Below are 13,198 nucleotides of genomic sequence, written 5' to 3'. Positions count from 1 at the left end.
CTCAACCACCGTCCCGCGCACGGAAGGTGCTGCCCGCGTCCTGCCGGTACGGCGAGGCCTGCCACTCCCCGGCGTCGAGCACCCGGCTCGGGTCGTGGGCGACGAACTTCCACGGCCCGACGTACACGTTGTCGTGCCAGCGGTTGTGCTGCCCGCGCGTGATCGCCTCCGCGACCCGCTCGCCCTTGTAGGGCGACCAGTCCGGATAGGTGCCGTAGTTGGCCAGCACCGCCATGCGGTCGCACCTCACCGTGCAGTCGACGACGGACTTGTCCAGCACGAAGCGGTTGCCGTGGATGTCCACCCGCTGGGTCTTCCACCGGCAGTCGGCGTACAGCGGCGCGGCGGCGATCGCCGGCGGTGCGCACCGGTCGGTGTCGTCGACCAACAGCGTGCAGGCACCGGAGGACGTGTTGGCCGGACTGTTGCAGAACCGGTCGGCGTTCTCCCACAGGGTGATCCCGGACCAGTTGTCCTCCAGCACGTTCCGGTAGATCTCGATCTTGTCGGTGCGGGCCCGGATCCGCGGCTCGCCCCCGGACTCGGACAGGTAGACGGTCGCGAACGGGAAGGTGTCGCCGCGCTCGGCGTACCCGCGGCCCTCGACCCAGTTGTTCCGCCGGATCGTGTTACCGCGGATGACCGCGTTGTAGCTCGTCTCGTAGATCAGCGCGGCACCGTCGTTCGCCTCCAGCAGGTTGCCCTCGATGCGGAAGTCGTTGTTGTTGGTGTCCGCCCACAACCCGGCCCCGCGGTTGTCGTGCACCCAGTTGCCGCGTACGTCGGCGCCGTCGACCGCCCAGAACTTGACGCCCGCGGTGCAGCCGCAGCCCGGCCGCCGCCGCTCCCAGTCGTCCCGGTTGTTGCCCGTGATCTCGTTGCCCTCGACCACCAGGCCGGTGATGCGCCCGCCGGCCTTGTACGCGTTCATGCCGTACTGGCCGTTGCCGCGCAGGCAGCTGGCTCTGACCCGCTGGCGGGCCCCGGCCATCAGACCCGCGCCGGAGTTGTTCTGGACCGTCGCGTGCTCGATCACCCAGCCGTCGGCCGAGTCGTGGTTGACCACGCCCTCGTTCTGCGGCGCCACGAAGCCCTGCACGGTCAGGTGGCCGATGGTGACGTCGCGGGCGGTGCCGCCGAACGCGTACTGGTTGGTCCGCCGGCCGTCGAGCACCGCGCCCGGCGCGCCGAGGTAGCGGTTCCCCTCCTTGGGGACGACCTGGGCGTACCGGTCCGGTTCGAGCCGGTGCGTGCCCGGCCGCAGCCAGAAGGTGGTGTGCGGTGGGCTGTTCCGGGTCTTGGCGGCGAGGTCGCCCACCACCGCGGGGTCGACCGTCACCGCGCCCGCCGGCGCCTTGGCCGGGCCGGGCGCGGGCTCGGCGCACACCCGGGCCGCGGACGGGGACGGCGTGGCGGACGGCGCCGGCCGCGCGCCCGGCCCGCCCTCACAGCCGGCCGCCGCCAGCAGGGCCAGCGCCAGCGGTGCCGCCGACCATGCCCGGTGCCGCCTCCACAACCCCACGCCGTCCCCCCTAGCCGCGGAACCCGAGTACGGTGACGAACCCCCGCGTGCCGTCGGCGGAGCCGGTGCCGACCAGCGTGGTGGCGGGTTCCTTGCGCCCGAAACCGGGGGAGTACCAGCCCAGCGGCGGGTCCGTCTCGCCGCGGTGGGCCCGCCAGCGCAGCTGCCCGGGCAGGTCGAGCACCGCGGAGCGGTCCTCGCCGTCCCGGGTCCAGGTGAGCACGGCCCGGTCTCCCACCAGGTCCGCGGTGATCGCCGGGCCGAGGTGGAACGCCAGCCGAACCGCCCGGCCCGACCCGCCGCGCACCTCGTCCACCACCGTCAGTTCCCGGCGCTCGGCCGCCAGCTCGACCCGCCTGCGGTGCACGGCGGGCCGGTAGCCGTCGTGCTCGGCGCACCAGCGGGACACCCCCGGCCCGGCCGGGTCCGCCACCAGGACCCGGCTGCGGGCGTGCCGCGTCCACAGGAACGGGCCGCCGGAGACGGACTGGTCGCCGTCGTCCAGTTGCAGGGTGCTGTGGCCGAGGGTCGACCGGAAGTACCGCCGCCACTCCGGCTGCCCGTGGTAGCAGTACGTCCCCGGATCGGCGAGCACGTCGACCCCGTCGTGCCGGACCTCCAGGGACAGAGCGTCCGCGTGGGCGTGCGCGGCGATGGACAGGAAGCCGTGCGGGCCGCCGTCGCAGCGGCACCAGATGCCGTCCGGACCGCGCAGGACGGTCATCCCCGCGTCGGCGAAGTGGCCCGGCCGACGGGACGGGCGGGTCACCGACGGCGTCGTGGGCCTGATGAGCGCGGCCAGCAGCGGCGTGCGCACATCGGTGCCGGTCACCTCCGGCCACCAGGCGAGCCGGCCGAACACGGCGTCCCCGGTGGCCAGCAGCGAGGCCCAGCGGTCGGTGCCCGCGCCGTCGACGACCAGGCCGTGGCCGTCGTCCGCGTCCCCCTGGCGCGGCGGCCGCAGCCGGTCGTCCACGACGGCCGCGAGCGCGTCGGTCATCCGCAGCAGCACCACCCGGACCGACGCCGGGACCGGCACGCCGGCGGTGTCCGCCTCGGCCACCGCGGCGAGACCGAGCTCCAGCACCAGTCCGTGGTACTCCGTGGCCAGTTCGCGGTTGAGACCGGAGCCGAAGGTGTTGCCGCGCAGATGCCGCTCCAGCGACCGCAGGGCCTCCGCCCGCCAGCGCGCCGAATCGGGGAACCAGCCGAACGCGCAGGCCGCCGCGAACTGACCGGCGGCCTCGGCGATGACGTGGTTGTTCGCCGAGGAGCCCCGGCTGGGGAAAGCGGCCAGCCAGCGCTGGTGGTGCCAGATCTGGTGCAGTGCCTTCGGGTTCTCCTCGAACAGTCCGGCCGCACCCGGCCAGCCGTCGAGCAGCCGCCTGATCCACACCCAGGACAGCAGCCGGATGCCCAGCTCGATCCCGCTGGTCCAGTGCACCCCGCGCAGCGGCGCGTTCGCCGCCCACCACGCCCGCAGGTGCTCGGCCACCCGCTCGGCGTACCGCTCGTCGCCGGTGAGCGCGTAGGCGGCGGCGAGCACGGTGAGGTACTGGTGCCGGGACAGCTCCCAGATCTGCTTGATGTCCCCGACCGCGTCCTCGTCGCGGTACGGCACGTCGAAGGCGTAGCCCCAGGGGGCCCGGCGCCCGGTCCTCGGGTCGTACCACCAGTCCGGGTCGGCGAGGTCGTCGCGGCCCACCCCGAAGTACTCCACGTGACCGGTCATCAGCCGGTCCGCCTCGGCGACGAGGCGCTTCGCGGCGTCCGGCGGCACCTCGGCCACCGTCCCCGCGGGCAGTACGGCGGTGAACCGGGCGCCGCTCACGCTCGGGCCGGCCGGCCGCGCCGACCGCCACCGCCGCCTGCGCACCGCGTCGCCCACCCGGCCGCCGACCTCCCGCGGCCCCATCCGGGACAGCCGCCGCAGGTACCAGCCCGCACTCCCCGAGCGCGCGGTCATCGCACCCCCGCCAACGTCACCGGAGCACCGCCGACCAGGCCGGCCTGCACGGCGAGGGTGGCCGCCGTGGTCGCGGCCAGCGAGCGAAGCGGCACCGGCATCGGCCCGCCGGTCCGCACGGCCCGTACGAACGCGGCCATTTCGGCGGCCTGCCCCTTGTCCCGGGCCCTGGGCAGCCGCGAACTCACCCACCGCCTGGGGCCGTGGACGGAGGCGCGGACGAAGTCGTCGAACCGCAGCACCCTGCCGTCCGCGACCAGGTCCAGGGTCTCCTTGGGGAAACCGGGCGCGCCGGTGGTGACGTAGCTGATGGTGGCGGTGGACCCGTCCGGGTAGCGCAGCACGACCTGCACGTCCTGGTGGCCGGACGTGGCGACCGCGTACACCGAGACCGGGTCGGCCTCCAGCAGCCAGCTCGCCGTGTCGATGAAGTGCCCGCCCTCACCGGCGAACCGCGAGCCCTCGCCGGACCGCAGGTACCAGCTGCCGTGCTCCAGGCGGCCCGCGTTGACCAGGTAGCGCAGGGCGGCCGGCCCGGTGCGGGCGCCGAACCGCTCCCTGGCCTCCCGCAGCAGCGGCGCGAACCGGCGGTTGAAGCCCACCTGCAGCCGGTCGTTGCCGGACTCCTCCACCGTCTTGAGCACGCCGGCCAGCTCGTCCTCGGTGAGCGCCAACGGCTTCTCCACGAAGACCGCCTTGCCGGCCAGCAGCGCCTTGCGGGTCAGTTCGGCGTGCGAGCTGTGCCGGGTGACCACGAACACCGCGTCGACGGACTCGTCGCCGAGCACGGCGTCGAGATCGGTGGTCGCCCCGGCGAAACCGAACTTGCGCTGCGCGTTGGCCCCGGACAGGGCCGTCGTGGTGACGACCGTGGCCAGCTCCACGCCGTCGCGCCCCGCCAGGTGCGGCAGCAGCATCGACGTCGCGTAGTTCCCCGCGCCGACGAACGCCAGCCGCACCGGCGTCCCGGCGGCCCGGCCCGGCTTCCGCCCGGCGGGCACCGCGGGAACGGCCACCGTGGGGGCGGGCGCCTCCGCCCGGTCGTCGGGGTAGCGGAACAGCACGGCCACGGCCTTCAGTTCGCCGTCCTGCAGACTCCGGTACGTCTCGACGGCGTCGTCGAAGTCGGCGACGTGGGAGACCAGCGGCTCCACGTCCACGCTGCCGCGGGCCAGGAGGTCGAGGAAGCACGCCAGGTTGCGGCGCTCGGTCCAGCGCACGTAGCCGATCGGGTAGTCCCGCCCCTCCAGCTCGTACGCGGGGTCGTAGCGCCCGGGGCCGTAGCTGCGGGAGAACCGGACGTCGAGCTCCTTCTCGTAGTACGCGTTCCACGGCAGGTCCAGGCGGCACTTGCCGATGTCGACGACCCGGCCGCGGTCCCGGCTCAGCCGGGCGGCCAGCTCGACGGGCTGGTTGTCGGTGCCGCCCGCGGCCAGGTACACCTGGTCCACGCCCAGGCCGCCGGTGAGTTCCGCGACGGCGCCCTGCACGGCCGCGGACGCGGGGTCGCCGCACGCCGCGGCGCCCAGGCGCTCGGCGAGTTCGCAGCGCACCGGGTCCGGGTCGGCCCCGACGACGCGGACCCCCGACGCGGCCAGCAACTGCACGACCAGCTGCCCGATCAGTCCGAGACCGATCACCAGCGCCACCTCGCCGAGTTGCGGCTCACCACGGCGGACGCCCTGCAACGCGATCGACCCGACGGTGCCGAAGGCCGCGTGCCGCGGCGCCAGGCCGTCCGGTACCCGGGCGTAGAGGTTCTTCGGCACCCAGTTCAGCTCGGCGTGCAACGCGTGCTCGTTGCCGGCGCAGGCCACGAGGTCCCCGACCGCCACGTCGTCGATGCCGGCGCCGACCTGCTCGACCACCCCGCACAGCGAGTAGCCCAGGGGCGTGTAGGAGTCCAGCTTGCCCATCACCTTGCGGTAGGTGGCGGGCACCCCGTTGGCGGCCACGCTCTGCACGACCTTGGCGACCTGGTCCGGCCGGGAACGGGCCTTGCCCAGCATCGACATACCGGCCTCGGACACCTTCATCAGCTCGGTCCCGGTGGAGATCAGCGAGTAGGCGCTGCGGACCAGCACACCGCCCGGCTTGCACCCCGGCACCGGCACGTCGAGCAGCGCCAGCTCACCGCTCCTGTAGTTCTGCACAACCTGTTTCACCCGAAGTCCTCTTGTCTCTACGCCGTTTGTCTCTAGGCCGTCAGGGAAGGGGTCCGGCCGGCCCCGGAGGTCGCGCCGCGGTACCAGTACTCGAGGGTCAGCACATGCCACAGATGCTTGGAGAAGTCCCGCTGCCCGGCGGCGTCCTGGGCGACCATCCGCGCCAGCGCGTCGCGGCGCAGGAACCCGGAACGCACCAGCAGACCGTCATCGACCACCTCCCGCACCAGCGGTGCCAGGTCCCGGCTCATCCAGGCCCGCAGCGGCGCGCTGAACAGGCCCTTCGGGCGGTAGACGATCTCCCGGGGCAGCACCGAGACGGCCGCCTCCTTCAGGACGGCCTTGCCCTGCCGCCCCACGATCTTGCGGTCCCCGGGCACCGCGAACGCCGCCCTGACCACCTCGACGTCCACGTACGGCACCCGCACCTCGGTCGACGCGGCCATGCTCGACCGGTCGGTGTAGGCGAGGTTGAGGCCCGGCAGGAACATCCGGGCGTCGCCCAGGCACATGCGGTTGACGAAGTCGTCGAGGTCGTTGTCCCGGTAGACGTCCGCGTGCTCGGTCAGCACGTCCTCGACGGCCTGGCCCAGGTCCGGATCGAGCAGGGCGAGCAGTTCGGCCCGGTCGTACATGGTGTAGCTGCGCCGGAACGCGGTCTCCTCCGGCAGATCGGCGAAGGAGAGGAACCGCTTCGCGAACCGCACCGACCGGTACCCCCGGCGTGACGTGGCGACCGGCAGCCGGTCCACGGCGGCCGACAGACCGCGCCGCAGGGGCCGCGGGACACGCTGGTAGCGCAGCGCGATCAGATTGGCCAGATGCTTGCGGTAGCCGGCGAACAACTCGTCGGCCCCCATCCCCGAGAGCATCACCTTGACCCCGGCCTCCCGGGCGGCCGAGCAGATCAGGAACGTGTTGATCGCGGCGGGGTCCCCGATCGGCTCGTCCAGGTGGTACGTCATCCGCGGCAGCAGGTCGAGCACGTCCGGGGCGATCTCGATCTCGTGCAGGTCGACGCCGAACCGCTCGGCCACCCGGCGGGCGTGGCGCAGGTCGTCCGGCATCGCCTCGTACCTGGCGTCCGCGGCACGGAAGCCGATGGTGTACGCGGAGATCCCGGGCCGCTCCCGGGCCGCCAGCGCGGTCAGGTAGCTGGAGTCCAATCCGCCGGACAGGAAGGTGGCCACCGGAACGTCGGAGAGCAGGTGGCGCCGCGTCGACTCCTCGACCACGGCGGCGATGTCCGGCGACTGCCCGGCGCGGGCCCGTTCCCGGCCCTCGGCGGCGACGTCCCGCAGGTGCCAGAACCGGCCGCGCTCCACCCGGCCGTCGGGCCGGCACCTCAGCCAGCTGCCCGGCGGCAGCTTCTCCGCCTCCCGGAACGCGCACCGCGAGTCCGGCACCCAGTAGTACAGCAGGGAGGCCACCAGCGCCGTGGGGTCCACCTCCAGCGACCCTCCGGTCACGGCGGCGAGCGCCTTGAGCTCGGAGGCGAACGCCACACCGTCGCCGCGCCGCAGCAGGAACAGCGGTTTGACGCCGAGCTGGTCGCGGGCGAGGACCAGCTCACCGGTCCGCTCGTCGAAGACCCCGAACGCGAACATGCCGCGCAGCCGGGGCAGGCAGTCCGTACCCCAGCGCCGCCAGGCCTCCAGCAGCACCTCGGTATCGGACGTGCCGCGGAAGCGCACCCCGGCGGCCGCCAGCTCGGCCCGCAGCTCCGGCGCGTTGTACAGCTCCCCGTTGTACGTGAGGGCGAGCCCGCCCGAGACCATCGGCTGGGCGCCGGTCCCGGACAGGTCGACGACGGCCAGCCGGCGGTGCCCGAGGTGCACTTCGCCGTCCCCGACGGGATGGCTGTAGCGTCCGGCCCCGTCCGGGCCGCGGTGGGCGAGGATGTCGGTGAGCCGGTCGGTGACGGCCTTCCCGTCCGGCCACCGGTACGTACCTGCGATGCCACACATGTCCTACCGCGCCTCCTGGTCGCTGTCGGGGGTTCCCGCCGCCCGCGTCGGCAGCCGCTCGGCGCGCGGCAGGCCCGCCCCCACCGCCTCGACGGCGTGGGAGGCACCCCCGCCGTTGGCCCGGGCGGGCCGCTCGGCGCCGCCCGGGGGCGCGGTGCGCGGCCCGTCCCACAGCGTGCCGTCGGTCCGGTCCCGCGGATCGGGGTCGATCAGCACCACACCGATCACCGCGACGCGCTGCTCCGCGAGCTGCCGCGCCACGGTGTGCAGCCAGGCGGCGCTGCCGTGCCCGGCCCGTACGACGAGCACCGTCCGGGTGCCGAGGTACCGCAGGTCGGTCCACGTCGTGCCGGGCGCCACCGAGCCGACGCCGAGCCGGCGTTCCGCGGCGGGAGCGGCCGCGGCCCGCTCGCCGCTGACCACGGCCGGGTCGCCCGGCCTGCGCCGCCGGTCCGCGAGCCGCGACCCGGGCAGGCCGTCGACGACGGCCACCGGCCCGTCCGCCGCCAGCGCCCGGGCGAGGTCCAGGGCGATCGTGCCGGTGACGCGCGCGCAGCCCAGCTCCAGCAGCGACACCGGTGCCGCGCCACCGCGCACCGTACGCGCCAGGGACGTGGTGAGCCGTTCGCGTGCCGCCCGGAGCCGCCGACGCCGCCACGGCCCGGCCGGCCGGCCGGGCAGCTCCGCGACGACCGACGCGCCGAGGTGCGCCGCGATGTCCCGGCGCAGCACGGGGCGGTCCGCCACCACGGTGGCGACCGCGGCCACCGCGAGCCCGAGGACGAGCCCGAGGACGAGTCCGATCGCCGCGTCGGTGGCGGCGGCCCTGGGCAGGGAGTGCCGCACCGGGCGCGGGGCGTCGACGATCTGGGTGCCGGCGACGAGCCGGGGCATGCCGACCCGCGCCTCCGCGGCGCGCTGGCCGAAGTCGGCGATGCGCGAGGTGAGTTCGGCCCGGCGGGCGAACAGCGACTCCAGGTTCGCCGCCGCCTTCGGGCCGCTGTCCGGCGATTCTTCCCCGATCGCCTTGTTGACCTGGGCGAGTTCGTCCTGGAGCCGGTCGCGCTGGTCGAGCAGGCTCTTGGCCTCGGCGTCCGCGGCTTCCCGGATCCGCCGCACGTGGTCCGCGACGAACGCGTCGGCCAGCGCCCGGGCGCGGGCGACCGCCTCGGCGTCGCTGCCGCCCGTCACGGTGATCTGCAGCAGGTTGTTGGTCAGACCGACCCCGCCGTAGTCCCGCATGAAGTCCTCGGGGGCGTCCGGGGACCCGAGGGAGCGCAGGGCCGCGTCGGCGATCCGCGTGGTGTGCAGGAGCGCGACGTCGGTGCGGATCAGCGTGCCGGGGTCGTTCGGCTGGTCCGCCTGGTGCGCGACCAGCACCTTGGTCACCGCGGTCGGCGCGGGCGGCAGCAGCACCGCCACCGCGAGGCCGACGAGCAGGCCCAGCAGCCCCGCGGAACACCAGAGCCGGCGCCGCCTGCGGACGGCCACGACCAGCGCCTGCAGATCCACCAGGGGAGCGGCGCCCGGCCCCTGCGACGGCGTGCTCGTCGTCACCCGGACCCTCCCGTCACCTGGTCGGCGAGCGCCGGCGCGGCGGCCTGCCGGGGCCGGCCGGCGGACCCCGTCGCACGGGCCCGGACCAGGCCGGCGACGACGACGCCGACCATCTCGTGCCCGGCGTCCGCGCACGCCTCGGCGATGCCGGCGAGTTCCCCGGTGGTCCAGCGGCCCGCGCTGAGCACCACCAGGACCCCGGACTCGTGGTCGCGGTCCGGCACCATCGGCCGGTCCACCGAGACCCCCACCACCCCCGGCGGCGGATCGCCGCCGCACTCGGCCGCGAGCTCCTCGGCGGCCCGGCGGGCGACCTGGTCGCCGTCCGGGACGACCACCAGCGGCCGCCGCGGGACCGGCAGTCGGTCCCGGACGCGGGCGCACACCCGGCGGTGGCGGACCCGCAGGGCGTCGTCGTCGCCGCAGGCCCGCGGGACGGGCAGGTCCCACCGGACGTCGAGGCCCAGCAGCCGGCGGATCCGGGCCCGCGGACCCCCGTCCTCCGGCCGGTCCGCGAGCCGGTCGCCGGGCACCTCGACGGTCCCCAGCAGCGTCGAGCCGAGCGCCGTGGCGATCTCCGCCTCGGTGCGCGGCCGGCGGCTCATCCGGGCGGCGGTGAGATGACCGACGACCGCGAACAGGAAGAACAGCAGTGCCCCGCCGCCGACGAGCTGCACCCGCGTCGGCGGCGCCTCGCCGGCCGGGCGGGGCGAGGGGCCCATGACGACCATGTTGGCCTTGGTGGCGGCCGGGTCGGCCTGGTCCAGCTTGTTGATGGCCTCCTGCAGCGCGGTGCGCAGCTTCTCCAGGTCGGTGCGCGCCTGCACGCTCTCCACGGTCTGCCCCGGATCGGCCGCCTCGGCCAGCTCCGTGATGCGGCCGCTGGTCTGCACCACCATCTGCCGCAGCGCCTCCAGCCGCGCCGCCGCCTCGGGATCGGCGTTGTCCCCCACGATCCGCGCGGCGTACGCCACGAACTGCTGGGCCACCTCGTCGGAGAGCCGCTGGGCGCGCTCCGGGGTGTCGGCCGTGCCCGAGATCCTGATGATGTTGCCGTCGGCGGCCTTGGCGCTCACCCGGTCCCGCAGCTCGCGTCCGCCGACCCCGCTCCAGTCGAGCGAGGCGGCCGCGCGGTCGACCACCACCGAACTGGTCGCGATCTCCGTCTGGGTCCGCAGCTCGCGTTCCTCCCACGCACCCGGCAGCAGCACCGAGGCCGACGTCGTGTAGCGCGGTGGGAACAGCAGCGAGGAACCGTAGCCGACGAGCGCGCCCACCACGACGAGGAGGGCGAGCAGCCGCCGTCGCCGACGGACGATCCGCCCGATCGTGACCAGGCGTATGGTGTCATCGCTCAATGGCGCGGCCTCCTCCCGGCCGGTCCGGATCGCCCGTCGGCAGCCGGGCGTTCACGGCAGGCGGTGGTGTAGGCGGCGCGCAGCGAGGCCTGCGAGTTCCGCCAGGAGAGCGGTCCGCCGATCCGCTCCTGGCCGATCTTGCCCATCAGGGCCCGCTTCTCCGGGTCGTCCAGCAGTTGTGCGACGAGCCGGGCGAACGCGCTCTCGTCGTTGGCGGGCGCGTAGACGGCGGCGTCTCCGGCGGAGATTCGGGCCTCCTTCAGGTCGAACGAGACGATCGGCCGGCCCATCACCATGTACTCGAGGACCTTGTTCATGGTCGACACGTCGTTGAGCGGATTGTGCGGGTCGGGGGAGAGGCACACGTCGGCGGTGGACAGGTAGCGCACCAGGTCGGCGTCCGGGATGCGCCCGGTGAACCGCACCTGCTCCGAGAGCCCGAGCCGCCGGGACAGCTCCACCATCGCGTCGAAGGTGTCGCCGGCGCCGACGAACACCGCGTGCCAGTCGGTGCGGCCGAGTTCGTCGCGCAGCTTCGCCAGGGCCCGCAGGGCGTAGTCGACGCCGTCCTGCGGTCCCATCACCCCCAGGTAGCACAGGAGATGGGGTTTGCCGTTCTTCAACTCCGGCTCGGGCGGCACGGGATGGAACCGGTCGATGTCGGGTGCGCTGCGCACCACGAAGACATCCTCCGGCCGCCGGCCGCCACGGCGCACCGCCACGTCCCGGTAGCTCTCGTTCGTGGCGAGCACGACGTCCGCGGCCCGGTAGGTCATCCGTTCCAGCGCGCACACGGCCCGGTAGAGCAGGTCCTCGCCGCGGCCGAACCGGGAGAGGTACAGCTCGGGCACCAGGTCGTGCTGGTCGAAGACGAACCGCGCGCCCCGCCGCTTCAGCCACCGGGCCGGCAGGAACAGCAGGTCGGGCGGGTTGCAGGCGTGGACCACGTCGACCGGGCCGACCTTGCGGGCCAGCCGGACCGTGTGCCACAGCGCCGACCCGTACTCGCGCAGGTAGCCGGCCGGCCCTCCGGTGGCCGCGCGCAACGGGTAGCGGTGGATCCGCACCCCGTCGATCTCCGCCTCCGCCTCCGTGTCCCGCTTGGTGCCCCGGGGACAGATGACGTGCACGTCCCAGCCGGCGTCCCGCAGCGTCGTGCACTCCTGCCACACCCGCCGGTCGAACGGCACCGACAGGTTCTCCACGAGGATCAGCGCGCGCCGGCCCGCCCCGTCCGGGCCGGCCGTGCCGTCGGACGGGATGCCACCGGAAGGCGTGTCAGCAGCAGGCGTGTCACCAAGCAAGGCCCATGTACCCCGGTTCGGCCCGGCGCGTCTCCGCGTCGGGAAGGCGGACGAGGTCGACGATCACCGGGCCGTCGCCGTGCGGCAGCGCCGCCAGCACGGCCGGATCCCTGGTCCCCACCAGGCACACCTCGGCGTGTTCGAGCACCTCGTCGACGGAGTCCGCGAGCAGTTGCGCGAGGTGCGGCAGCCGGGTCTCGATGTACTCGCGGTTGGCGCCGAGCAGCCGGGACAGGCTCACGTTGGCGTCGTAGATCTTGAGGTCGTAGCCCTTGCCGAACAACCGCTCCGCCAGCTCCACGAGCGGGCTCTCGCGCAGGTCGTCGGTGCCGGGCTTGAAGGACAGCCCGAACAGGCCGGCCCGGCGCTTGCCGGTGCGCTCGACCAGCTCCACCGCGCGCTGCAGGTGGTCGGAGTTGGAGGGCAGCACGTGGGCGAGGATGGGCACCGAGACGTCGGCCCGCCGCGCGGCGTGGACCAGGCTGCGCAGGTCCTTGGGCAGGCAGGAGCCACCGAAGGCGAAGCCGGGCCGCAGGTAGGCGGGGCTGATGTTCAGCTTGCGGTCGGCGAGGAACACGTCCATCACCTGGTGCGAGTCCACGCCGAGCGCCTGGCACACCGCGCCCAGCTCGTTCGCGAAGCCGATCTTCAGGCCGTGGAAGGCGTTGTCCGCGTACTTGATGGCCTCGGCCGTCGGGACCGGCACCCGGAACACCTCGCCGGGCAGGCCGTCGTACAGCGCGAGCACCATGTCACCGCTGGCCGGGTCGAGTTCGCCGACGACGGTCTTGGGCGGGTCGTAGAAGTCCCGCACGCTGGTGCCCTCGCGCAGGAACTCCGGGTTGACCGCGACCCCGAGGTCCACACCCGCGGTGCCGCCGACGTACTTCTCCAGGATCGGCACCAGCAGGTTCAGGCAGGTGCCCGGGAGCATGGTGCTGCGGTAGACGACCGTGTGCCGCCCGCCGCTTCCGCCGCGGTCCGCGAGGGCGGCCCCGATCTGCTCGGTGACCCGCTCCAAGTAGGTGGTGCACAGGCTGCCGTTGGGTTCCGACGGCGTGCCCACGCAGACCAGCGAGACCTCGCTGTGCGCGATCGCGTCCCGGACGTCGGTGGTGGCGCGCAGCGCCCCGGTCCCGACGACCTCGGCGACGAGCTCGCCGATCCGCTCCTCGACCACCGGGGCCCGGCCGGCGTTGACCAGGTCGACCTTCACCTGGTTCACGTCCACCCCGATGACCTCGTGCCCCATGCCGGCCAGGCACGCGGCCGACACGCAGCCCACGTAGCCGAGCCCGAAAACACTGACTCTCATGACCCGTTCCTCCCCCCAGGCAGGCCTCCTGGCCTGCGGTCCGC

8 protein-coding genes are annotated in these 13,198 nt (G+C 74.2%); all 8 read right to left on the bottom strand.

From position 1 onward, the window contains the following. Position 1: 1 nt before the first annotated feature. From AC3ET3_RS12465 to AC3ET3_RS12430, 8 genes are read right to left on the bottom strand one after another with little or no spacing between them, the layout of a single operon-like run. Complete coding sequence (locus AC3ET3_RS12465; RefSeq protein WP_432137035.1) at positions 2-1,522, bottom strand: right-handed parallel beta-helix repeat-containing protein; 1,521 nt, start codon at positions 1,520-1,522, stop codon at positions 2-4. A 10-nt stretch (positions 1,523-1,532) separates the two neighbouring features. Further along, entirely contained in the window at positions 1,533-3,488 is a 1,956-nt protein-coding gene (locus AC3ET3_RS12460) for a heparinase II/III family protein (protein ID WP_435612118.1), read from the bottom strand. Further along, a complete protein-coding gene (locus AC3ET3_RS12455; RefSeq protein WP_435612117.1) occupies positions 3,485-5,653 on the bottom strand; it encodes a bi-domain-containing oxidoreductase in 2,169 nt (722 codons plus the stop codon). Before AC3ET3_RS12455 ends, AC3ET3_RS12460 begins: the two co-directional genes overlap by 4 nt. 32 nt (positions 5,654-5,685) lie before the next feature. Then, a complete protein-coding gene (gene asnB / locus AC3ET3_RS12450) occupies positions 5,686-7,620 on the bottom strand; it encodes an asparagine synthase (glutamine-hydrolyzing) (RefSeq protein WP_432137038.1) in 1,935 nt (644 codons plus the stop codon). A gap of 3 nt (positions 7,621-7,623) precedes the next feature. Next, positions 7,624-9,177, bottom strand: coding sequence for a Wzz/FepE/Etk N-terminal domain-containing protein (locus tag AC3ET3_RS12445; protein WP_435612116.1), 1,554 nt, complete (start codon positions 9,175-9,177; stop codon positions 7,624-7,626). Next, positions 9,174-10,535: a Wzz/FepE/Etk N-terminal domain-containing protein gene (locus tag AC3ET3_RS12440; RefSeq protein ID WP_435612115.1), complete on the bottom strand. Its 1,362-nt coding sequence runs from the start codon at positions 10,533-10,535 to the stop codon at positions 9,174-9,176. Before AC3ET3_RS12440 ends, AC3ET3_RS12445 begins: the two co-directional genes overlap by 4 nt. Next, positions 10,532-11,839 carry a glycosyltransferase family 4 protein gene (locus AC3ET3_RS12435; RefSeq protein WP_432156231.1) on the bottom strand — a complete coding sequence of 436 codons (1,308 nt, stop codon included), beginning with the start codon at positions 11,837-11,839 and terminating at the stop codon, positions 10,532-10,534. The genes AC3ET3_RS12440 and AC3ET3_RS12435 overlap by 4 nt, the downstream gene beginning before the upstream one ends. Beyond that, on the bottom strand, positions 11,829-13,154 hold the full coding sequence (locus tag AC3ET3_RS12430; RefSeq protein ID WP_432137042.1) for a nucleotide sugar dehydrogenase: 1,326 nt from the start codon (positions 13,152-13,154) through the stop codon (positions 11,829-11,831). Before AC3ET3_RS12430 ends, AC3ET3_RS12435 begins: the two co-directional genes overlap by 11 nt. Positions 13,155-13,198 lie beyond the last annotated feature (44 nt).

The sequence above is a fragment of the Streptomyces sp. bgisy159 genome, from assembly GCF_057707805.1.
This window is presented reverse-complemented; position numbering and strand designations above follow the sequence as displayed.